This window comes from Sulfurimonas sp., assembly GCF_026196735.1.
In the GTDB taxonomy this organism is placed as follows: domain Bacteria; phylum Campylobacterota; class Campylobacteria; order Campylobacterales; family Sulfurimonadaceae; genus Sulfurimonas.
The window spans coordinates 15,100-33,144 of the sequence record NZ_JAPHUF010000014.1 but is presented as its reverse complement, the minus strand read 5'-3'; the positions used below and the strand labels follow the sequence as shown (position 1 = coordinate 33,144).

At 34.5% G+C, this 18,045-nt stretch carries 20 protein-coding genes; 8 read left to right on the top strand and 12 right to left on the bottom strand.

Translation table 11 applies throughout. The features are described from left to right. Nucleotides 1-178: 178 nt before the first annotated feature. From OQK60_RS09240 to OQK60_RS09230, 3 genes are read left to right on the top strand one after another with little or no spacing between them, the layout of a single operon-like run. A complete protein-coding gene (locus OQK60_RS09240; protein WP_297686320.1) occupies nt 179-817 on the top strand; it encodes a 4Fe-4S dicluster domain-containing protein in 639 nt (212 codons plus the stop codon). After that, on the top strand, nt 817-1,719 hold the full coding sequence (gene nrfD / locus OQK60_RS09235) for an NrfD/PsrC family molybdoenzyme membrane anchor subunit (RefSeq protein ID WP_297686319.1): 903 nt from the start codon (nt 817-819) through the stop codon (nt 1,717-1,719). Before OQK60_RS09240 ends, nrfD begins: the two co-directional genes overlap by 1 nt. A gap of 13 nt (nt 1,720-1,732) precedes the next feature. After that, nucleotides 1,733-5,149 (top strand): molybdopterin-dependent oxidoreductase, encoded by a 3,417-nt coding sequence (locus tag OQK60_RS09230; RefSeq protein ID WP_297686317.1) that lies wholly within the window; start codon nt 1,733-1,735, stop codon nt 5,147-5,149. A 130-nt stretch (nt 5,150-5,279) separates the two neighbouring features. Here OQK60_RS09230 and OQK60_RS09225 read toward each other — a convergent pair whose 3' ends face one another. Continuing rightward, nucleotides 5,280-5,750, bottom strand: a complete 471-nt coding sequence (locus OQK60_RS09225) for a protein disulfide oxidoreductase (protein WP_297686315.1) — start codon at nt 5,748-5,750, stop codon at nt 5,280-5,282. Between the two features lie 77 nt (nt 5,751-5,827). On the opposite strand from OQK60_RS09225, the gene OQK60_RS09220 reads away from it, so the two are divergent. Continuing rightward, on the top strand, nt 5,828-6,307 hold the full coding sequence (locus OQK60_RS09220; RefSeq protein ID WP_297686313.1) for a nitrous oxide reductase accessory protein NosL: 480 nt from the start codon (nt 5,828-5,830) through the stop codon (nt 6,305-6,307). Nucleotides 6,308-6,342: 35 nt separating this feature from the next. Here OQK60_RS09220 and OQK60_RS09215 read toward each other — a convergent pair whose 3' ends face one another. From OQK60_RS09215 to OQK60_RS09185, 7 genes are all read right to left on the bottom strand, one after another. Beyond that, entirely contained in the window at nt 6,343-7,989 is a 1,647-nt protein-coding gene (locus tag OQK60_RS09215; RefSeq protein ID WP_297686311.1) for an inorganic phosphate transporter, read from the bottom strand. A 43-nt stretch (nt 7,990-8,032) separates the two neighbouring features. Beyond that, nucleotides 8,033-8,575, bottom strand: a complete 543-nt coding sequence (locus OQK60_RS09210) for a peptidylprolyl isomerase (protein WP_297686309.1) — start codon at nt 8,573-8,575, stop codon at nt 8,033-8,035. A gap of 164 nt (nt 8,576-8,739) precedes the next feature. Beyond that, nucleotides 8,740-9,024, bottom strand: coding sequence for an HU family DNA-binding protein (locus OQK60_RS09205; protein ID WP_297686307.1), 285 nt, complete (start codon nt 9,022-9,024; stop codon nt 8,740-8,742). 98 nt (nt 9,025-9,122) lie between these two features. Next, complete coding sequence (locus tag OQK60_RS09200) at nt 9,123-9,410, bottom strand: hypothetical protein (protein WP_297686305.1); 288 nt, start codon at nt 9,408-9,410, stop codon at nt 9,123-9,125. Further along, on the bottom strand, nt 9,361-9,600 hold the full coding sequence (locus OQK60_RS09195) for an XRE family transcriptional regulator (RefSeq protein WP_297686303.1): 240 nt from the start codon (nt 9,598-9,600) through the stop codon (nt 9,361-9,363). The genes OQK60_RS09200 and OQK60_RS09195 overlap by 50 nt, the downstream gene beginning before the upstream one ends. Nucleotides 9,601-9,830: 230 nt before the next feature. Beyond that, a complete protein-coding gene (locus tag OQK60_RS09190) occupies nt 9,831-11,507 on the bottom strand; it encodes a flagellar assembly protein A (protein WP_297686301.1) in 1,677 nt (558 codons plus the stop codon). Beyond that, nucleotides 11,491-12,156 (bottom strand): hypothetical protein, encoded by a 666-nt coding sequence (locus OQK60_RS09185; RefSeq protein WP_297686299.1) that lies wholly within the window; start codon nt 12,154-12,156, stop codon nt 11,491-11,493. The genes OQK60_RS09190 and OQK60_RS09185 overlap by 17 nt, the downstream gene beginning before the upstream one ends. Nucleotides 12,157-12,274: 118 nt before the next feature. On the opposite strand from OQK60_RS09185, the gene fbaA reads away from it, so the two are divergent. Then, nucleotides 12,275-13,348 (top strand): class II fructose-bisphosphate aldolase, encoded by a 1,074-nt coding sequence (gene fbaA / locus OQK60_RS09180; protein WP_297686298.1) that lies wholly within the window; start codon nt 12,275-12,277, stop codon nt 13,346-13,348. Between the two features lies 1 nt (nt 13,349). Here fbaA and OQK60_RS09175 read toward each other — a convergent pair whose 3' ends face one another. After that, nucleotides 13,350-13,694, bottom strand: coding sequence for a hypothetical protein (locus OQK60_RS09175; protein ID WP_297686296.1), 345 nt, complete (start codon nt 13,692-13,694; stop codon nt 13,350-13,352). Between the two features lie 54 nt (nt 13,695-13,748). On the opposite strand from OQK60_RS09175, the gene cmoA reads away from it, so the two are divergent. Further along, nucleotides 13,749-14,456, top strand: coding sequence for a carboxy-S-adenosyl-L-methionine synthase CmoA (gene cmoA / locus OQK60_RS09170; protein ID WP_297686294.1), 708 nt, complete (start codon nt 13,749-13,751; stop codon nt 14,454-14,456). Nucleotides 14,457-14,582: 126 nt separating this feature from the next. Here the strand turns inward: cmoA and OQK60_RS09165 are convergent, their stop codons facing one another. After that, a complete protein-coding gene (locus tag OQK60_RS09165; protein WP_297686293.1) occupies nt 14,583-14,801 on the bottom strand; it encodes a hypothetical protein in 219 nt (72 codons plus the stop codon). Nucleotides 14,802-14,837: 36 nt separating this feature from the next. Further along, the gene (gene nth, locus OQK60_RS09160) at nt 14,838-15,479 is read right to left on the bottom strand and encodes an endonuclease III (RefSeq protein ID WP_297686290.1); all 642 of its coding nucleotides are present in this window, start codon (nt 15,477-15,479) and stop codon (nt 14,838-14,840) included. Between the two features lie 86 nt (nt 15,480-15,565). On the opposite strand from nth, the gene OQK60_RS09155 reads away from it, so the two are divergent. Both OQK60_RS09155 and OQK60_RS09150 read left to right on the top strand, forming a co-directional pair. Next, entirely contained in the window at nt 15,566-16,387 is an 822-nt protein-coding gene (locus tag OQK60_RS09155; RefSeq protein WP_297686288.1) for a peptidyl-prolyl cis-trans isomerase, read from the top strand. Between the two features lie 5 nt (nt 16,388-16,392). Then, entirely contained in the window at nt 16,393-17,253 is an 861-nt protein-coding gene (locus OQK60_RS09150; protein ID WP_297686286.1) for a 1-aminocyclopropane-1-carboxylate deaminase, read from the top strand. Between the two features lie 12 nt (nt 17,254-17,265). Here OQK60_RS09150 and OQK60_RS09145 read toward each other — a convergent pair whose 3' ends face one another. After that, the gene (locus tag OQK60_RS09145) at nt 17,266-17,943 is read right to left on the bottom strand and encodes a nitroreductase (RefSeq protein ID WP_297686284.1); all 678 of its coding nucleotides are present in this window, start codon (nt 17,941-17,943) and stop codon (nt 17,266-17,268) included. Nucleotides 17,944-18,045: the final 102 nt, after the last annotated feature.

Below are 18,045 nucleotides of genomic sequence, written 5' to 3'. Positions count from 1 at the left end.
TTCACAGTTGTAAAAAATATTATAAAATTATCACATTTTTATAACTCCTTTAAGGTTTATAAAGGTAATATTCATGTAGTAAGAAATCCTATATTTTTAAAATATAGATTTTTTTTTGAAGATTAACTATAGTAATAAATCTTAATAATTGCCAATAATAAGGCCACAAGGAGAATATATGCAATTAGGCTTCCTAGTTGATTTGCATCTGTGTATGGGATGTAAAGGGTGCGAAATCGCATGTAAAGTGGAAAATGAAGTTCCACTTAGTACATGGAGACTTCGTGTTAAATATGTAGATGTGGGAACATTCCCAGAAACAAAAAGAACATTTACTCCACTTAGATGTAATCATTGTGAAAATGCACCATGTGAGAGAATCTGCCCGGTAAGCGCACTTCACTATTTAGATAACGGTATTGTAAATATTGATAAAGAGCGTTGTATTGGTTGTGCCGGTTGTGTTATGGCTTGTCCATATGGAGCTATATATATTGATCCTCAAACACAAACTGCCGATAAATGTACATATTGTGCGCACAGAGTTGCTTCATCTATGATGCCGGCTTGTGTTGTTGCATGTCCTGTTCAAGCAAATATTTTTGGCGACTTAGATGATCCGACTTCAAATATTTCTAAATATATTCAAAATAGTCAAGGCGGAGTTCAAGTTCGTAAGCCTGAAAAAGGTACTAATCCTCACCATTACTATGTTGGTGGCGGTAATGTTTCTCTTAACCCACTTGCATCGTTCCGTCCTGAAGGTCATGATCTATTTGGTAAGATGACATCTAAAATGCCTGTAGGAGGTCACTAATGGCTGTTCATGAAGTATTAGCAGCGACAAATGCTGTGGTTACATTAGATGTAGGAATCCCAGGCATAGTTTGGCCTTGGTTAGTTACAGTAAATATGTGGGCAAAAAGTATCGGTACCGGTGTTATTTTTATGCTCTTTATTCTTCTTAGAATGCACCCTGAGTCAGCAAAGAATTTAAGATTGCCAACTGCTATAGTTGCATTTATTTTTATTAATATTTTCTTACTATTTACACTTGCAGACTTACATCAGCCGTTTAGAATGTGGCATATTTTTGTTTATCCTAGCTGGTCATCAGCAATTGCATGGGGTTCATTTATGGCTTCGGCATTCTTAGGTCTGCTAGTTCTTCTTGCTTTTCTTGCGTACAAGAAAAACAATGAAACTTTTGACAAAGTATTACTATGGACTACAATCCTTGCGATACCGGTAACACTTTATACAGCAGCACTTATGTCTCAGTGTACAGCTCGTGAATTATGGCAAATGCCGGCAGAGGCAGCTCAAATGATTTTAGCTGCTTTACTTGCTGGTTCAGCAACAATGATTTTAGTTGGCGGAAACAAGCTTTCTGATGAAGCTAAAAAAACTTTAGGCGTAGTTCTTGGTTTAAGTGCATTAATGGCATTTATCATCTACATGTCAGAGTATGTATTTGGCCCGATGAAAGCAGAAGAAATTGCAGTAATACTAGAGTACATCAAAGGTGACGGACCATATACTGTTATGTTCTGGTTAGGTCAATGGATAGCTTATATTTTACCAATGATACTTATTTTATTAAGTAGAAGTAGTAAAAGTGAAAGTATTTTAAAACTAGCAGCTATTATGGCGTTAGTAGGACTAGCTATAGTTAAACATGTATGGCTAATGATTCCACAATTATTACCAATGAGTTAGGGAGAATATATTAATGTATTTACAAAGTAGAAGAACATTTTTAAAAGGCGCTGCATTTACTGTTGCAGGTGCTACTATTGCAAAAGGCGTGTTTACAACAGATGCACTTGCAGAATCTGTAAGTGATAGTAAGTTTACCAACACTCCAGACTCATTATCATTCTATCCTCCGATGGATCAGTGGGATGATTTTAAAGAGTTAGATGGAGATGATTGGAAAAGAGGCGGTATCGATCGTAAAGGTGTCAGAAATGAATCTAATCCAGACGGTATCGAAGTAAATGATTATGCTATCGTTGCTACTGCATGTTCAAACTGTGAGGCTTCTTGTGGTTTAACTGCTTGGATTGACAAGAAAACTTTCACAGTTAAAAAGTACATGGGTAACCCACTTCATCCGGGTTCTCGTGGTCGTAACTGTGCTAAAGGTTACGCAACACAATCTCAAATGTATGATCCAGATCGTATAGCATTCCCACTTAAAAGAGCTCCAGGTTCTGCTCGTGGTGAAGGTAAATGGATTCGTACGACTTGGGATGAGGCAATGACTACAATCGGTAACAAGATGCATGACGCAATGAAGGGTGACGATGAGTTATCTAAAAAATCATGTATGTTCCATGTTGGCCGTCCAAATGAGAATGGCTTTACTGGTAAAGTATGGCACACTCTAGGTCAAGACTGTTTTAACTCACATACAAATATCTGTTCATCTGGTGGTCGTACTCCAACTATCCAGTGGGCAAATGATGATAGAAGTTCTCCGGATTGGGCTAACGCTAAGTTAATCTTCCTTAACTCATCTCATGCTGCTGATGCCGGTCACTATTTCCAACAAGCTGCCGGACATATTGCTGATGCAAGACAAAAAGGTGCAAAATTAGTAGTTATGGACCCTCGTATGTCTAACTCAGCTGGTATGGCAGACTTGTGGATTGCTGCATGGCCTGGTACAGAAGCTGCAATCTATCTTTATCTAGTACAGCGTATGCTTACAGAAAACAAGGTAAATAAAGCATTTGTTAAAAAATGGTTTAACTGGGAAGTTATGATGGATAACAGAGATTATCTAAACTTCATGGTACAAAAAGGTTATATCTCTAAAGTACCAACCGGTAATGATTTTGAATCATACCTAGATATGCTAAAAGAGCTTTACTCTCCATATACACTTGATTATGCCGTTAAAGAAACTCATGTTCCTGCTTACAAATTAGAGCAATTATATGATATGGTTATTTGGGCTGACACTGCTGTTTCTACATACTTCTGGCGTGCAGCTGCAGCTGGTAACCGTGGTGGCTGGACATCAGGTCGTACAGGCTTTTTGATGTTAGGTATGCGTGGAGCTATCGGACCTGAGGGTGGTACATTCTTCCATCACTGGCATGTTATTTCTGTTGGTGGTAAAGGTGGAAGTTCAACTGTCGGTCAAGGTAAAAGAGGTTCAAACATTCCTAAAATCGATGTTTACAATGAGCTTTCATGGCCGCCGGAATGGCCTCTGTCAACTTATGAGATGTCATATCTATTACCACACCTTCTTAGTGATAAAAAATGGCAGAAGAAATGGCAGGACAAGGGTCTAAAAGTAGCTGAAAAAGTTGCTGTTTGGATTCCTCGTATGTATAATCCGGTTTGGATCAATCCAGATGGTTTCAGATGGATTGAGACTATTAAAGATGAGTCAAAAATGGAACTTACATTTAACTTGTCTCCAGTATGGTCTGAGACAAACTGGTATGTTGATTATATTTTACCTGTTGGTTTAGCCGGTGAAAGACACGATCAGCACTCTGAAGCTACAATGCCAGCAAGATGGACATCGTTCCGTCAACCGGTTATGCGTGTTGCTTTAGAAAAAGCTGGATGGAAACCTAACAACCCTAACCGCGCTACACTTGAAGCTCATATTAAATCTGGTCTTGGTGAAGTTTGGGAAGAAAATGAGTTCTGGTTTGACATGTGTGTTAACTATATCGATCCAAAGGGTGATATATTCTTAGACGCTGCTAAAACTAAGACTATTAAGTCTATGTGGGAATCTAAGAAAAATCCTGGTAAACCTGTTACAATTGAAGAGTGGTATGACGCGGCGTTTGGAGACAACTTGCCAAACTTGAAGAAAACTGCTACATCTGATAATAGATATAGAAATTCTGAGTTCCCGGTATACGAGTATATGAGAGATCATGGTGCTTGGATGGAAGAGAATCATATCTATTCGTCTCAAGAAAAAGAGATTAAAGATGATGGTGTAAATTATATTTCTCACGGTCATAAATATGATAAACAACATGTAACTATCAATAAGCGTACAGGTGTTATGACTGCAGAGTCTCATGGTAAGAAAAAACCTATCGGTATTGAAATTGATGGTGTTAAGATGGAAGGTTTCGCAACTTTAGACAAGAAACTTGACTTCTTCTGTGAATGGCTAGCGGATGATTGGAAATGGCCGGAATATGCTATTCCAATCTATCCAAGAAGCGAAGAAGAGAAAAAAGAGATGGTACATATTACATCGCATGTAAATCACTCTTTTATGACAGAGAAAAACTCGTATGCACTAAATACGGTTTTTCGTCTGCCGTATAATATCCATACTCGTTCTGCAAATTCTAAGCATCTTATGGAGATTTCACAAAATCACGACCCTATCTGGATTTCAACTGGGGATGCTAAGCGTCAAGGATTTAAGCGCGGTGACGCAATCCGTGTGAGAATTACAGATAGTGTTACTGGTTTAGAGTCTGGTTACTTTGTAGCTATGGCAATACCGACTGAGGGTGTCCTTCCAGGTACTCTTGCTTGTTCACACCATGGTGGTAGATGGAAACTTGTAAATTCTGTAACAATTCCTAATGGTGTTACAGATGGAAAAGTTGATTCTCAGCCAGTTGCTAGAAATATGAACGATCCTAAATTTATGGCTCACACACCAGAAAATGCTGGTCGTGAGGGTGCACAAATTAAGATTGAAGATTATGAGGGAACAAGCGGTCTGAATAGTTTTGGTGTTCCGACTGCTGAACTTCAAATGGATGGTAAAGAAGGTAAAATGAAGTATGTAGAGGGTATCAAACCGTTTAATACTAAAAGATTTGCTGATTATAACAAAGATAGTCAAAATATCTGGTGGGATGGACTGAGTGGTTCATGGCAAAATGCCGTAGCTGCAGCTCATCCGGATCCTATTTCTGGTATGCATTGTTGGCACCAAAAAGTTATTTTAGAGCCTGCACAAGCTGGTGATAAAATAGGTGATATCTATGTTAATTATGACAATAACTTTAAAATCTACGAAGGATGGAGAGATGAGCTTACTCGTGGTCTAGATGAAAATTCTACACTTCGTCGTCCGCAGCATATCAAGCGTCCTTGGGTGCCTTTATCGGATAAGGCTTACGCAGTTAAAATTAACAAGTAAGGATTTTGATAGTAACGCATTTTCTGCGTTGCTACGCTCGTCGCGCACTAGATGTGCGCTTCCTTGCTAAGCGTCTTGAAACTACATTACTCTCTAAATCTTAGTTACTGAATCAAAATAAAATACATATTTACATTCCAGCCCAAAGCATTCTTAACCACAATCCCCATGTACTTGTATAACCAACATCGCTAAAGACTACATTTCTATCTTTATCGTAGATTATAGTTGTTGGATAAACGCTTATGCCAAATTTTTGAGCTATTGAACCGTCGTAATCGTTTATAAATTCAAAATCTAGGTTATTTTCTTTTAAATACTTATTTATCTCATCATTATCTGAGGATTTTACAGCAATTGTTATCACTTGAAAATTTTCAGATATTGTTTGGATGTTTGGGGCTTCTACTTTACATACAGGGCACCATGTAGCCCAAAAATGAACAAGAACAGGTTTATCTTTAATGACATTGAATTCAGCAGGAAGAGCTTCTTTGTTTAAATCTAAGCTTCTATATAAGCTTAAAGCATTTGCGAAGATTGTCATAACAACAATAAAAAGAACAAACTCTTTTAAATATTTTTTTATCTTGTTTTTCATGGTTATCCAAGTTTTTATTTATTTTAACACTTAACTAATAATTTATTGGTAATATTATGAAAAACAAAGGGTTTAAAATGTTAAAAGTACTAAGTGTGTTGTTTATAATGCTATTGTCGGTTGCTAATGCTTCTCAAATAAAATCTACTATGTTTCAATCTGTTAGCAAAGACAACGCCATTCTTTTACAAGATGGCAAAGAGAAAAAATTTTGTCCTAGATGTGGAATGGATTTAGTTAAGTTTTATAAAACTTCTCATAGTGCATCTATCGATAATAAAACATATCAATATTGCTCTTTTCACTGTTTAGTCGATCACTTAAGAGAGGGCGCAAGTATAGACGATCCTCAAGTGGTTGATGCCAAGAATCTTAACTTTATAGATATTAGAGAAGCGTATTATGTGGTTGGAAGTAAAATCAACGGTACTATGACACGGGTAAGCAAGTACGCTTTTTCTTCTGAAAATGATGCAAAAGAGTTTAAAAATGAAAATGGAGGGGAAATAATGAATTTTTTTGAAGCTATGGAAATAGTAAAAAAAGATTTTGAGTAGCTCTTAGTCATCTCAGATTTGAGATGACTAGGTTATTAAACCATAATGCCTTTTATCGTAAAGAAAAGTACTGCAGCCAAAATTGCGGTTGCAGGGACTGTGATTACCCAAGCAGCCGCAATTTTCTTAATAGCATCTCTTTTTACATATTCAACTTTTTGAGCTCTTTTGATGTCTTTTTTTGTAGATTTGATGATTTTTTTCTCATTGGCAATAAGTTTATAAAGCTCAACAATCCTAGAGTAATCTTCAGGATTTTTTTCATCTTTTTCTTCTAGTGTTTTAAGCTCTGCAGTGTAAGCATTTTTGTTTTCTCTCTCATCTTTTATGATAATTCTGTCTTCTTCGATAGTATTTTTATCTTCTTGGATGTGCAACCACTCTCTTAAAAAACCAACGCCAAATACACCACCGATTGCTATATGAGTTGAACTGACCGGAAGCCCTAGTTGAGAAGCTATAATAACAGTGATTGAAGCTGCCATTGCAATAGAGAAGGCTCTTATTTGGTCAAGCTCAGTTATCTCACTACCAACTGTTTTGATAAGCTTAGGACCATATAGAGCAAGACCAAGGGCAATACCTAAGGCACCTACACTCATAACCCATAATGGGATAGAAGCCTTAGACGATATCCCGCCATTAACTATAGCATCATTGATAGCAGCTAATGGACCAACGGCATTTGCTACATCATTTGCACCATGAGCAAAACTTAGAAGTGCTGCTGAAAATATAAGAGGTATAGTAAACATTTTATTTATAGATACTCTATTGTTTTCAAGAGTAGTTGTATTTGACGCTACTCTTTTTTTTACTAATATATAAACAAAAATTGCTACACTCAATCCAAGTGTTAAAGCAGTTGAAAGAGAAGGTTTTTCTGTGATTTGCATAGAAATTAGAGGTAACATATTTAGTGTCTCTACAACTTGTGGCCATATTTTTGAAAGGCCTTTTAGAGTTAAGTAAGTAACAAATGCTAAAGACATTATTGCTACAAAAATAGGCACATAAGTTTTAGCAGCTTGAACTTTGTCTTCTTTAAATATGATAGTTTTTTTAATTGCAAAGAGAAAAGCAGCAGCAATAATACCACCTAAAACAGGCGATATGACCCATGAAGCAGCAATCTTGCTCATTGTGGTCCAATTTACAATACTAAATCCTGCAGCAGCAATACCAGCACCCATAACACCACCAACTATTGAGTGCGTGGTAGAAACAGGAGCCCTCATCATAGTTGCAAAGTTAAGCCATAAAGCAGCAGCTAGCAAAGCGGCCATCATCGCCCATATAAATGGATCAACATTGCCGCCAAAAGCAGAAATGTCTATAATGCCTTTTTTTATTGTTTTAACAACTTCACCACCGCCAATAATAGCACCGGCAGCCTCAAATATGGCTGCAATAATAATGGCTGTTGTCATAGTCAATGATTTAGAACCAACGGCAGGACCAACATTATTTGCTACATCATTTGCACCAATATTCATCGCCATATATGCACCAATCAGTGCAGCAACGGCTAAAAACATGTTGTTAGAAATCCCACCATTACTCATTAAGCTAAATGTCATAACACCTATCATGAAAAATAGTGCAAATCCTAGTCTTGCAAAGTCAGTACCGCTTTTTTTAAGTGCCTGCTTTTCAAGTTTCCTAATTGTTTCAATTTCCATAAATCAACCCTCTTGATATCTTCAGAATTATAGCCTTATAAACTTATTTTTTTATATATGCTTTTATAATCTTTTGAGTTTCCAATGGTCTATCTCCACCTCTTCTTCCTGAAGTAGCAACACGGTCAAGCTTGTTAACACTATCCATCGATGATGGTACAACTTTTCCGAAAATAGTGTGCTTTCCATTTAACCAAGGTGTTGGAGCAGTAGTTATGAAAAATTGACTTCCATTAGTAGCCGGACCTCTGTTTGCCATTGCAAGTATTCCGGCTTGGTTAAATACTTTGTCTTTGTACTCATCTTTAAAATCTTTACCCCAGATACTCTCTCCACCTCTACCGGTGCCAGTAGGGTCTCCGCCTTGAATCATAAAACCTTGAATTATTCTATGAAATATAATTCCATCATAGTAACCATTTTTGATGTGAGTAGTAAAGTTCTCAACGGCAAGAGGTGCTATATCTGGAAATAGTTCTATCTCTATATTGCCTTGAGTAGTTTCAAGAACTACATGTGGATTGTTGTCTTGTGCCCAAAGATTTACTGAAATCAATAGTAGCAGTGATAGTAGGATTTTGTTCATTTTGTCTCCAAATTAAAATTTATAACAGTATTGTATCTATTTTTATTCAAATTAAAAGAGTTTTTGATGTTTTTTTTGTTGTATTTTATTGCTTAAGCTGTATAGAGAAGTTTATATTATATGTAGAGAGTATTTGTCGCAAAAAATGCGACAAATTGAAGGTCTTATTTACCAGCAGCAACGCGGTCTTTAAGACCTTTACCAGCTTTAAATTTAGGAACCATCTTATCTTGAGTAGTATAAGTCTTGTTAGTACCAGGAACTTTACCACTTTTACCTTTTTGAAGTGTAGCAGAAAAACCACCGAATCCAACTAAAGACACATCTTCTTTTTTTACTAGAGCTGATGTAACAGCCTCTGTAAATGCTTTGATAGCTGCTTCAGCTTCAACCTTAGTTTTGTAATTACCACTTGCTTGCACTAGTTCAACGAATTGAGCTTTATTCATAAATCTACCCTTGAATTTATAAAGATTTTCCGAAACTATTGAGATTGTAAAACAAAAAGTCATATAATCAAATAGTTCAGCTAAAGACACTTTATAGTTTATTTGCTTAAAGATTTCTTCTTTTTATCAATAAACCTAAAAAAATGTGATGATTTTGTCTTTTTGAGTCCGAATTTTGCACGCTTTAGTAGTTTTGAGAGAACACTACTAATCCTGTTAGCTATAATTAAAGATGATAAATCCTTAATTTTTTTGTATTTATCATTACTCGAATGTATAGATAAAAACACATCCTCTAAACCATCTCGTTCTTGTTTTGTTAATGTACTCATCAACTCAATCCTCAAGTCTATTGATTTTTCTAACAGCTCTAATGATCTCATCATCATCCAATCTTCCTAACATTTTCATGACAGTAGAAGCGGCTTGTGGTTTAGCTCGTCCTAGTTTCCAGTCTTGATATGTGCGCATAGATATCCCAAGTGAAACAGCCATATCTTTTAAAGATATTTTTTTTCCATTATTTTGAGACTCTAATGAGTTATGAAGAATATTAAACAGATCATTAATTTGCATTCGAGTATTGTACGGATTATATACTTAAATATACATTATAATTATAAATAGATACTAATTATATGTATTAATATGCAATTAATTTTGCATTAACATATATATAATTGATAATAGAATACTAATAAGATATTAAATACACGGTTTTCCGTATATGATTTATGTAAAAATTAAAAATTTATTGCTGTTTGTTAAAAAAAATAAAATTATTGAAGTTCTAGCGTGGGTGGAAGTTATTCTTCTTCTTTAGCTATTTTTTTATTTGTTGGATGCAGGGTAATGTAGTTATCTGTTTCTACTAAGTAAAATGGTTTATATATATGAGCTTCAGTTTTGAAAGTAAGCTCATTTTCATCATCAATAGTAAAGGTGATGGTATTTAGCCCTCTTAGAGGTTCTTCAATCGTGATTTTTGCACTTTTAACGGTATTTACTATCTCGTTTTGTTGAACCTTTAATTTAGTTATTTGCTCTTTTAGTATTGGCACTTGAGTAGGAGTATGTTTCATAGCTCCTTCTAGAGTATATTTTAAATCTTCAATCTCTTTGTTTATAAAATTATACCTACTGTTTAAAATAGGTATGTCTTTGTAGTTAATTTTGAAAAGATTATCTTCGCCATGAACATGTCTGATGGTTATTGAGTTTGAGGCATAAACCTTAAGATTACTTTTGACAAGTCCAACAGTTACATTTTCAGCATATACGCTTCCGCCAAGGGAAGCTTCAATATCAACATTAGTTGCGTGAACTTCACCGCCTTCTAATAGTTTTATTTTTGCATTATGACATCTTAGTTTGCCTTTATGCCTATTTATTTCTGCAAACTTTGCTTCTTGAATAGAGTCCTTATGAGTCGCTCCATCTATATTTAGTGTAACAGCTTTAATAGTACTTTTAGCACCAACATGCCCATTTATATGAATGGTCTCAGATGTAAGTTCAACTCCTTCACCTAAACTGTCAACAGAAGTGTCGTGTTGAGAAATTGTGACTTCAATATTGTTTGTTTCATCTTTGGCTACCGAAGTTTGAACACGAGAAAGATGCTGCATCTTTATTTTATTGTCAATATAAAAATCATTTTCATCTATGTGAATAAAACCTTTTGTTTTACTTTTATAAATCTTTGAATGTTGGTTTTCAATTATTTCAATTGTCTTGCTGTCTACATTACATTGTAAATCATCTTTGTTTATTAAGATATCATTTTTGATAAGTTTGCCAAAAGCATTTAAACCATTTTTTCCAAAAACAGGTTTTATATATTTTACTAATGTTTCGCCTGAATCAACTTCTATGACTTGACTTGTTGTGTTTTTTTGTAGGTAATATCTCACAAGCTTAGAGTTTTTTGTTACGGTTGGTTCTATGCCGCTAAATAGCGGAAGTTTTACCTTTTTTACAAATTTATCTTTATACAAATGTTTAGTGAAAATTTTGAGCTTTTCTTTCATTTTGTCATCAAAGATTTTCACTAAAATTTTGTTTTTTGCTTTTATTTTATTTAGCTCTTTTAACAGGAGTAAGTATATTTCTTTTGGAGTATATTCTTTATATGGAATTTGAGATTCAGGATGAATAATAATAGCTGGATGGGCATTACTTTGCGATAATTTTATATCGTACTTTAATTTTATGATATCTTCAGACGCGTCTTTGATAGTTATATGATACATTTGCTTTAGTTCTACATGTTCATTAACCATTTTTTCATGATTAGTGAAATAATTATGTATATCAGAAGTATAGATTTCAAAATCATCATCTGCAATTGTTTTAATGTAAGTAACAACGCTATCTAAGTCAAATGAAAGATCAGATATGTCAAGTCTGTTCTCTTGTGCAAATCTTGCAATCGCAGTATCAATCTTCCAGGTTTTAATCTTTTCTTTAAGCAAGTAAATCACTATAATCGTATTTTGAAAAATCTAAATAAAGTTTTCCATTTTGCTTGATAATCCTTACATCGCTATCATACACATCTAAAAAACGCTTTTTTATGGCTTTTCTTTGAGAAGAACTTATGCCTAATGATTTGAGGTACTCTTTTAACTCCACTATTCTTGTGTCGTATTTTATCTCTGCTTCATCGCTATGTTGAAAACTCTCTACTTGATGCACGGTAGACTCTTCTCTTTCAAGTCTCATTTTATTATTTATAAGTTCTAAGATATTTTTTAATTGCTCATCTTTTGTAGTGTAAAGATTTTCAATTTTATCTCTTTCATCACGAAGCATCTGCTCTTTGTCATCAATCAGCTTATCTATCTTAGCTTCTAGTTGAACTATTTTATTTTTAAGAAAGCTATTTTCTTTTTGATACAGTGCTATAACTGTTGCAACAGTTGTTCTAGGTTTAAGCGCTTGGCTTGGCTCTTGAGGTACAGATTTTTTTTCTTGAGGACCTTCATATTTGTTCAGGGAGCTTTTTGCAACTATCATATATGTGATGCCGTTTTCAATAATATAGTTTAATTTTTTTGATTTAATTTTTGAGTTAACCATCTCTTTTGACATCTTAAAATATTTGCAATACTCGTCTATAGTTAGTCTCATAATGTCTCCGAAAGATTTTTGTTGATATTTTATCATAATAAAGTAATGTATGAAAGTTAGTTTAAATGAACCCTATAATATAATAGGGCAAATAAATTTTATAATAAAGAGTTTGAATATGGGTATTTTAGATATTGTTAAGCCGGGTGTACTATTTGGTGAGGATGTACAAAAAGTTTATGATTACGCAAAAGAGAGAGGATTTGCCATTCCCGCTATTAATGTTGTAGGGACTGACTCTATAAATGCTATTTTAGAAGCTGCTGCAAAAGTAAACTCTCCTGTAATAATCCAGTTTAGTAATGGTGGGGCTTCATACTATGCAGGCAAAGGCTTAAGCAACGAAAATGAAAAATCAGCAATAGTCGGCGCAATTTCCGGCGCCAAACATGTTCATATGATGGCAGAAGCTTATGGTGTAGCCGTGATTTTGCATACTGACCATGCTGCAAAAAAACTTCTTCCTTGGATTGATGCACTTTTAGATGCCGGTGAAAAACACTTTGCACACACAGGAAAAGCACTATACTCTTCACATATGCTTGATCTCTCAGAAGAACCTTTAGAAGAAAATATTGCTACATGTAAAGCTTATTTGAAACGCTTTAGTAAGATAGGCATGAGTATCGAGATAGAGCTTGGTTGTACGGGCGGAGAAGAAGATGGTGTGGATAATACAAACATAGATAATTCACTTTTATATACTCAGCCAGAAGATGTAGCTTTTGCATACAAAGAGTTAAATGAAGTCTCACCACATTTTACAATTGCAGCATCATTTGGAAATGTTCACGGTGTTTATAAACCGGGAAATGTATCTCTGACTCCTAAAATTTTAGACAACTCTCAAAAATATATTCAAGAAAAATTCAACACTAAAGAAAAACCGGTAAATTTTGTATTTCACGGTGGTTCAGGTTCCCAGCCGAGCGAGATAAAAGAAGCTATAAGCTATGGTGTTATCAAAATGAATATAGATACCGACACTCAGTGGGCAACTTGGATTGGTGTAAGAGATTACTATGAGAAGCACAAAGATTATCTTCAAGGACAAATCGGTAATCCAGAAGGCGAGGATAAACCAAATAAAAAATATTACGACCCTAGAAAATGGCTGAGAAGCGGACAAGAAACTCTCATAGCTAGAGTAGAAGAAGCTTACTCTGACTTAAATGCAAAAGATAAAAACTAAATTATTTTAAATCTTGATAAATATCCGAAATGCTTTTAGCATTCGGGTTTTTTATGTAATAGCTGTTTAAGAGTTGGTTTAATTTATTTAGATTAAATCTCCAAAAGCGCTCACTGTTAAAATCTTCATCTGTCTCCATTTTTACTAGCAGTTCATTTACATCTACTGCGCCGTGATTTTCTTTTATAACTTTTAACATTAAGTTCATAAGTTCGTCTTGTGATTCTTGTGTTGTGTCATCATCTGCAAGTGGTTTGTTTGGCAAAAATGCATAAATCTTCCATATACTCACAATAAGAAGAAGAATAAAAAATATCATCATTATCGTCGATGTGTTAAATTGCATGTTGTTCAACCTTTATTCATAATTGTATCATAAGAATTTAGCTAAAATAAGATTATGAACGATAAAATATTTACAAAACCGATAAAAAAACAGTTTGAATTTGATGAAGAAGTCGCCGCAGTTTTTGATGACATGTTGTCTAGAAGTGTACCGTTTTACAAAGAATCTCAAAAAATCACGGAATTTTTTGCCATGAAGCATTTAGAAGATGGTTCAATCATGTACGACTTAGGCTCATCAACAGCCTCTTTGCTTATAAATATTAGTAAAAAACTAAAATGTAAAGCGACATTGGTGGGACTTGATAATTCAGAGGCAATGTTGGAACAGGCAAGAAGAAAATGTCATGCACTTGGAGCTGATGTAGAGCTTGAAAATGCTGATATTTTAGAGTATGACTATAAAAAAGCTGATGTTTTTGTAAGTAATTATACTTTGCAGTTTATTCGCCCTCTTGTTCGCGAAGAGTTGGTAAAAAAAATAGCATTATCTCTTAATAAAGATGGTATTTTTATATTTAGTGAGAAGGTTATAAGCCACCACTCCAAACTAAATAAAGACTTGATTGAGTGTTATTATGATTTTAAAAAAGAGCAGGGATACTCAGAGTTTGAGATAAGTCAAAAAAGAGAAGCTCTTGAGAATGTTTTAGTTCCATACAGTGAAGAGGAAAACATAGCAATGGCTAAAAATTGTGGATTTTCTCACTGTGAAGTAGTTTTTCGCTGGGCAAATTTTGCAACTTTTATAGCTATAAAATAAACTTACTTCATATTTTGTCGTTAATTTACTTCAATGTACAGATGTACATTTTCATTAAATTGCCTAAAATTATTTTGTAATTTTAATTTATATTGATTGTACTTTTATATTTGGAAATAGTTGTCACTACCAGACATTACCCTCTGGTTCTGCCTCTTTGCCTTCAAATAGTTTGCCTATTTGCTTATAAGTAACAATATCGTCCTCGCCACAATCTTTGTGGTAGTAGCCCTGCATGTCGTAGTACTCTTTACAGTCGCTGTAGTATTTTGCAGATATTCCATGTTTATTTACACATCCAGAGAATAAAAGCAGTGTTGAGATAAGTAGTAAATATTTAATCATAATAGTTATTAAGCAAATAGTAATCCAGTTTTATAGCTAGACTTTAAAACTCTCTTTTGTTTTGCAATACTCTGTCAAAAAACACTCTTCACATTTAGGATTTTTTGCCTTACAGATATAGCGGCCAAAAAGAACCATTCCTTGATGGAGTGCATGAAGGTTGTTTTTAAATTTTTTAACAAGTGTTGCTTCTGTTTTAAGGGCTGTCTTGTCATCACTAAGACCAAGTCTATGTGAAACACGAAATACATGTGTATCAACTGCCATTAGATTTGCACCGGTGTACTCTATCATAACAACATTAGCAGTTTTTTGTCCAACACCGGCAAGAGTGACTAGTTCTTTTTCATTCATTGGTATTTCGCCATCATAAAACTCTACAACTCTTTTGGCCATTTCGACTATATTTTTTGCTTTGTTGTTAAAAAATGAACAGCTGTTTATGAGTGCTTTTACATCATCCAACTCTGCACTAGCCAAAGATTGCGGGTCAGGGTATTTCTCAAAAAGCGAAGGTGTCAAGATGTTTACTCTTTTGTCTGTGCATTGAGCTGAGAGTGCAACTGCTACAACCAATTCATAAGGATTTTTGTACTCTAACTCAGTCACTGCGTCACTGTATCTATCGATAAAAAGTTGATGAATTTCTTGAATTTCTTTTTTTGTTGCTTTTTTCATGAGGCGAATTATATACGAAAATATACTCTGTTTAATAATCATTAGTATAAAATCACTAAAATTTTTCAATTAAATAAGGAATTATAATGAACACAGTAACAAAACTAGTAACATCGTTAGCTCTATTATCTACTCTTTCAGCAGCACAAACTCTTGTAACGGTCAATGGTACTTCTATTACTCAAGAAGATGTTGACAGAGAACTTATGCAGGCAACTCAAGGTAGATTTAATCAAGTTCCGGTTGAAAAACAAGCAGAATTTAGAAAGCAGGTGTTGGAGCAGTTAGTTGCAAAAGAGTTAGTATATGATAATGCTAAAAAAACAGGTGTGCTTGATTCAAAAGATTTTAAAGATAGATATGACGAAGTTTCTCAAAGAATCAAACAAGAGATAGCAATACAAGTATGGCAAAAAAGAGAAGTAGACAAGATTGTTATTTCAAATGAAGAGATGAAAAAATACTACGACAACAATAAAGAAGAGTTCAATGATAAAAGTGCAGATGCTCGCCATATTTTAGTTGCAACTGAAGATGAAGCTAAAGAATTAGCTAAGCAGTTAAAAGGTTTAAAGGGCGATGCTTTAGTAAATAAATTTGCTGAATTAGCTAAGGCTAAATCTACCGGACCTAGTGGAATGGACGGCGGAAAACTGCCTACTTTTTCTCCAAGAGAAATGGTTCCTGAATTTAGTCAAGAAGCTTTTAGCATGAAAGTTGGAACTGTGTCAGCTCCTGTTCAGACACAATTTGGTTATCACCTTATTTATCTTGAAGCTAGAAAAAACAACCAAGTTTCATTTGCAGATGCAAAAGAGACTATAAACAAAAGATTAAAACTTGAAAAAGCAAAAACAGTAATGATTGCTAAGATGAAAGAACTAGAAAAAGAAGCAACAATCAAATAATTTTTATGCAAATAAACTCTCCAATCTCTAAAATAACTTTGGAGGGGAGAGATTTTTATGTAAAAAGAGATGATCTGATAGATCCATATCTCGCCGGAAACAAATACCGAAAACTTTACACTCTTTTACAAACACCCGCAAATAAATTCAGTAAAATAATCTCTTACGGTGGAACTCAGTCAAATGCCATGTTAGCAATTGCTGCAATGTGCAAAGCAAAAAAATGGAAATTTACCTACTATACAAAGCCAATAAGTCAAAACCAAAAAGATGAAAATATAGGAAATTATTTTCACTCTATAAAGCTCGGAATGCAACATGTAGAAATTGAGCATGAATTTTATAGAGATTTTATAGCTTCTTTGAGATTAAATCTGGACGAAAAGACTTTTGTTATTGACCAAGGCGGAGCAGTTCAACAGGCAAAAGAGGGCTTGAGAGTCTTGGCAGATGAGATAAGAGCTTTAAACTTACATGTCAAATCTTTAGCCACACCCTCAGGGACAGGCACAACGGCACTGTTTTTGGCTTTGACCCTTCCTGAGTACAAAGTATATACAACTCCATGCGTTGGAGATGTGGCTTATCTAAAGGAGCAGATGAGTATGCTTCATGATATTCCAAATAATTTAATTATTTTGAAGCCTGAAAAAAAGTATCATTTTGCAAAGCCGTACCTTGAGTTTTTAGAAATTCAAAAAAAACTTTTAGAATGTGAAATTGAATTTGATCTGCTTTATGCACCGGGTCTTTGGAAGTGTTTACTTGAACAAACTGATGAAGAGATTATTTATATTCACAGCGGCGGGGTAACGGGAAACGAGAGTATGCTTAAAAGATATGAGCAAAAAGGCTTAAAGCCTTAGCTTCACTAATAATTAGATAAAAGTAACCGTTTCGCTCAGCGGTACGCGCTCAGGCTTATATGAGTTTATCTTAGCATCTTTATCTTCATATCCTAAAACTACACTATACAAAAGCGCTAGATTCTCAGGTGTATTTAAAACATCTGCTACAACTTTTCCAAATTCTGTAGTTGAACCTTGTGGGCAACTATCTACTCCAAACTCCTGTGCGGCAAGCATGATTGTCTGCATATATGCACCGCAGTCTATTAAAGCACCTTGTGCACCATCAATATTTGCCTTGTCTGTAAAAATAAAAAAGACTGTTTGAGCGCCAAACCATCTAAAATTATTGTGCCACATCTTAGTGCGGGTATCATAGTCCTTTCTATCAACGCCCATAAGTTTATATAAACCGACACCGGTTTCTAAACGGCGTTTTTTATATGGAGCTACCCAGTTTAGAGGATAGTACTGAATAAACTGCTCATGCTCTACGCCACTGTTCATTTTGTCAATTATGGCATCACCGATATTTTTTAAAACATCTGTGTCGCTGATAGCGTAAGTTATCCATGGCTGCATATTTGCTCCACTTGGAGTCATTTGTGCAGCTTTTAAAATTTTCTCTTGAATGTCTCTTGCTACAGGCTTTGCTAAGTATGCTCTTTTTGACGAGCGGTTTGTTATTGTATTTATGATTGTTTGCATATAATAATCCTAAAAAATTAATATGTAATTATATTATAAATAATAAAAAGTTGCATTAGAGACAAGAGACTAAAAAGACTTGACAATGATACACTCAACTAG

Bases quoted from the DNA above. Each gene is read 5' to 3' on its own strand.
- OQK60_RS09240 (WP_297686320.1), top strand. From the start codon at position 179: ATGCAATTAGGCTTCCTAGTTGATTTGCATCTGTGTATGGGATGTAAA.
- nrfD (WP_297686319.1), top strand. From the start codon at position 817: ATGGCTGTTCATGAAGTATTAGCAGCGACAAATGCTGTGGTTACATTA.
- OQK60_RS09230 (WP_297686317.1), top strand. From the start codon at position 1,733: ATGTATTTACAAAGTAGAAGAACATTTTTAAAAGGCGCTGCATTTACT.
- OQK60_RS09225 (WP_297686315.1), bottom strand. From the start codon at position 5,750: ATGAAAAACAAGATAAAAAAATATTTAAAAGAGTTTGTTCTTTTTATT.
- OQK60_RS09220 (WP_297686313.1), top strand. From the start codon at position 5,828: ATGTTAAAAGTACTAAGTGTGTTGTTTATAATGCTATTGTCGGTTGCT.
- OQK60_RS09215 (WP_297686311.1), bottom strand. From the start codon at position 7,989: ATGGAAATTGAAACAATTAGGAAACTTGAAAAGCAGGCACTTAAAAAA.
- OQK60_RS09210 (WP_297686309.1), bottom strand. From the start codon at position 8,575: ATGAACAAAATCCTACTATCACTGCTACTATTGATTTCAGTAAATCTT.
- OQK60_RS09205 (WP_297686307.1), bottom strand. From the start codon at position 9,024: ATGAATAAAGCTCAATTCGTTGAACTAGTGCAAGCAAGTGGTAATTAC.
- OQK60_RS09200 (WP_297686305.1), bottom strand. From the start codon at position 9,410: ATGATGAGATCATTAGAGCTGTTAGAAAAATCAATAGACTTGAGGATT.
- OQK60_RS09195 (WP_297686303.1), bottom strand. From the start codon at position 9,600: ATGCAAATTAATGATCTGTTTAATATTCTTCATAACTCATTAGAGTCT.
- OQK60_RS09185 (WP_297686299.1), bottom strand. From the start codon at position 12,156: ATGAGACTAACTATAGACGAGTATTGCAAATATTTTAAGATGTCAAAA.
- fbaA (WP_297686298.1), top strand. From the start codon at position 12,275: ATGGGTATTTTAGATATTGTTAAGCCGGGTGTACTATTTGGTGAGGAT.
- OQK60_RS09175 (WP_297686296.1), bottom strand. From the start codon at position 13,694: ATGCAATTTAACACATCGACGATAATGATGATATTTTTTATTCTTCTT.
- cmoA (WP_297686294.1), top strand. From the start codon at position 13,749: ATGAACGATAAAATATTTACAAAACCGATAAAAAAACAGTTTGAATTT.
- OQK60_RS09165 (WP_297686293.1), bottom strand. From the start codon at position 14,801: ATGATTAAATATTTACTACTTATCTCAACACTGCTTTTATTCTCTGGA.
- nth (WP_297686290.1), bottom strand. From the start codon at position 15,479: ATGAAAAAAGCAACAAAAAAAGAAATTCAAGAAATTCATCAACTTTTT.
- OQK60_RS09155 (WP_297686288.1), top strand. From the start codon at position 15,566: ATGAACACAGTAACAAAACTAGTAACATCGTTAGCTCTATTATCTACT.
- OQK60_RS09150 (WP_297686286.1), top strand. From the start codon at position 16,393: ATGCAAATAAACTCTCCAATCTCTAAAATAACTTTGGAGGGGAGAGAT.
- OQK60_RS09145 (WP_297686284.1), bottom strand. From the start codon at position 17,943: ATGCAAACAATCATAAATACAATAACAAACCGCTCGTCAAAAAGAGCA.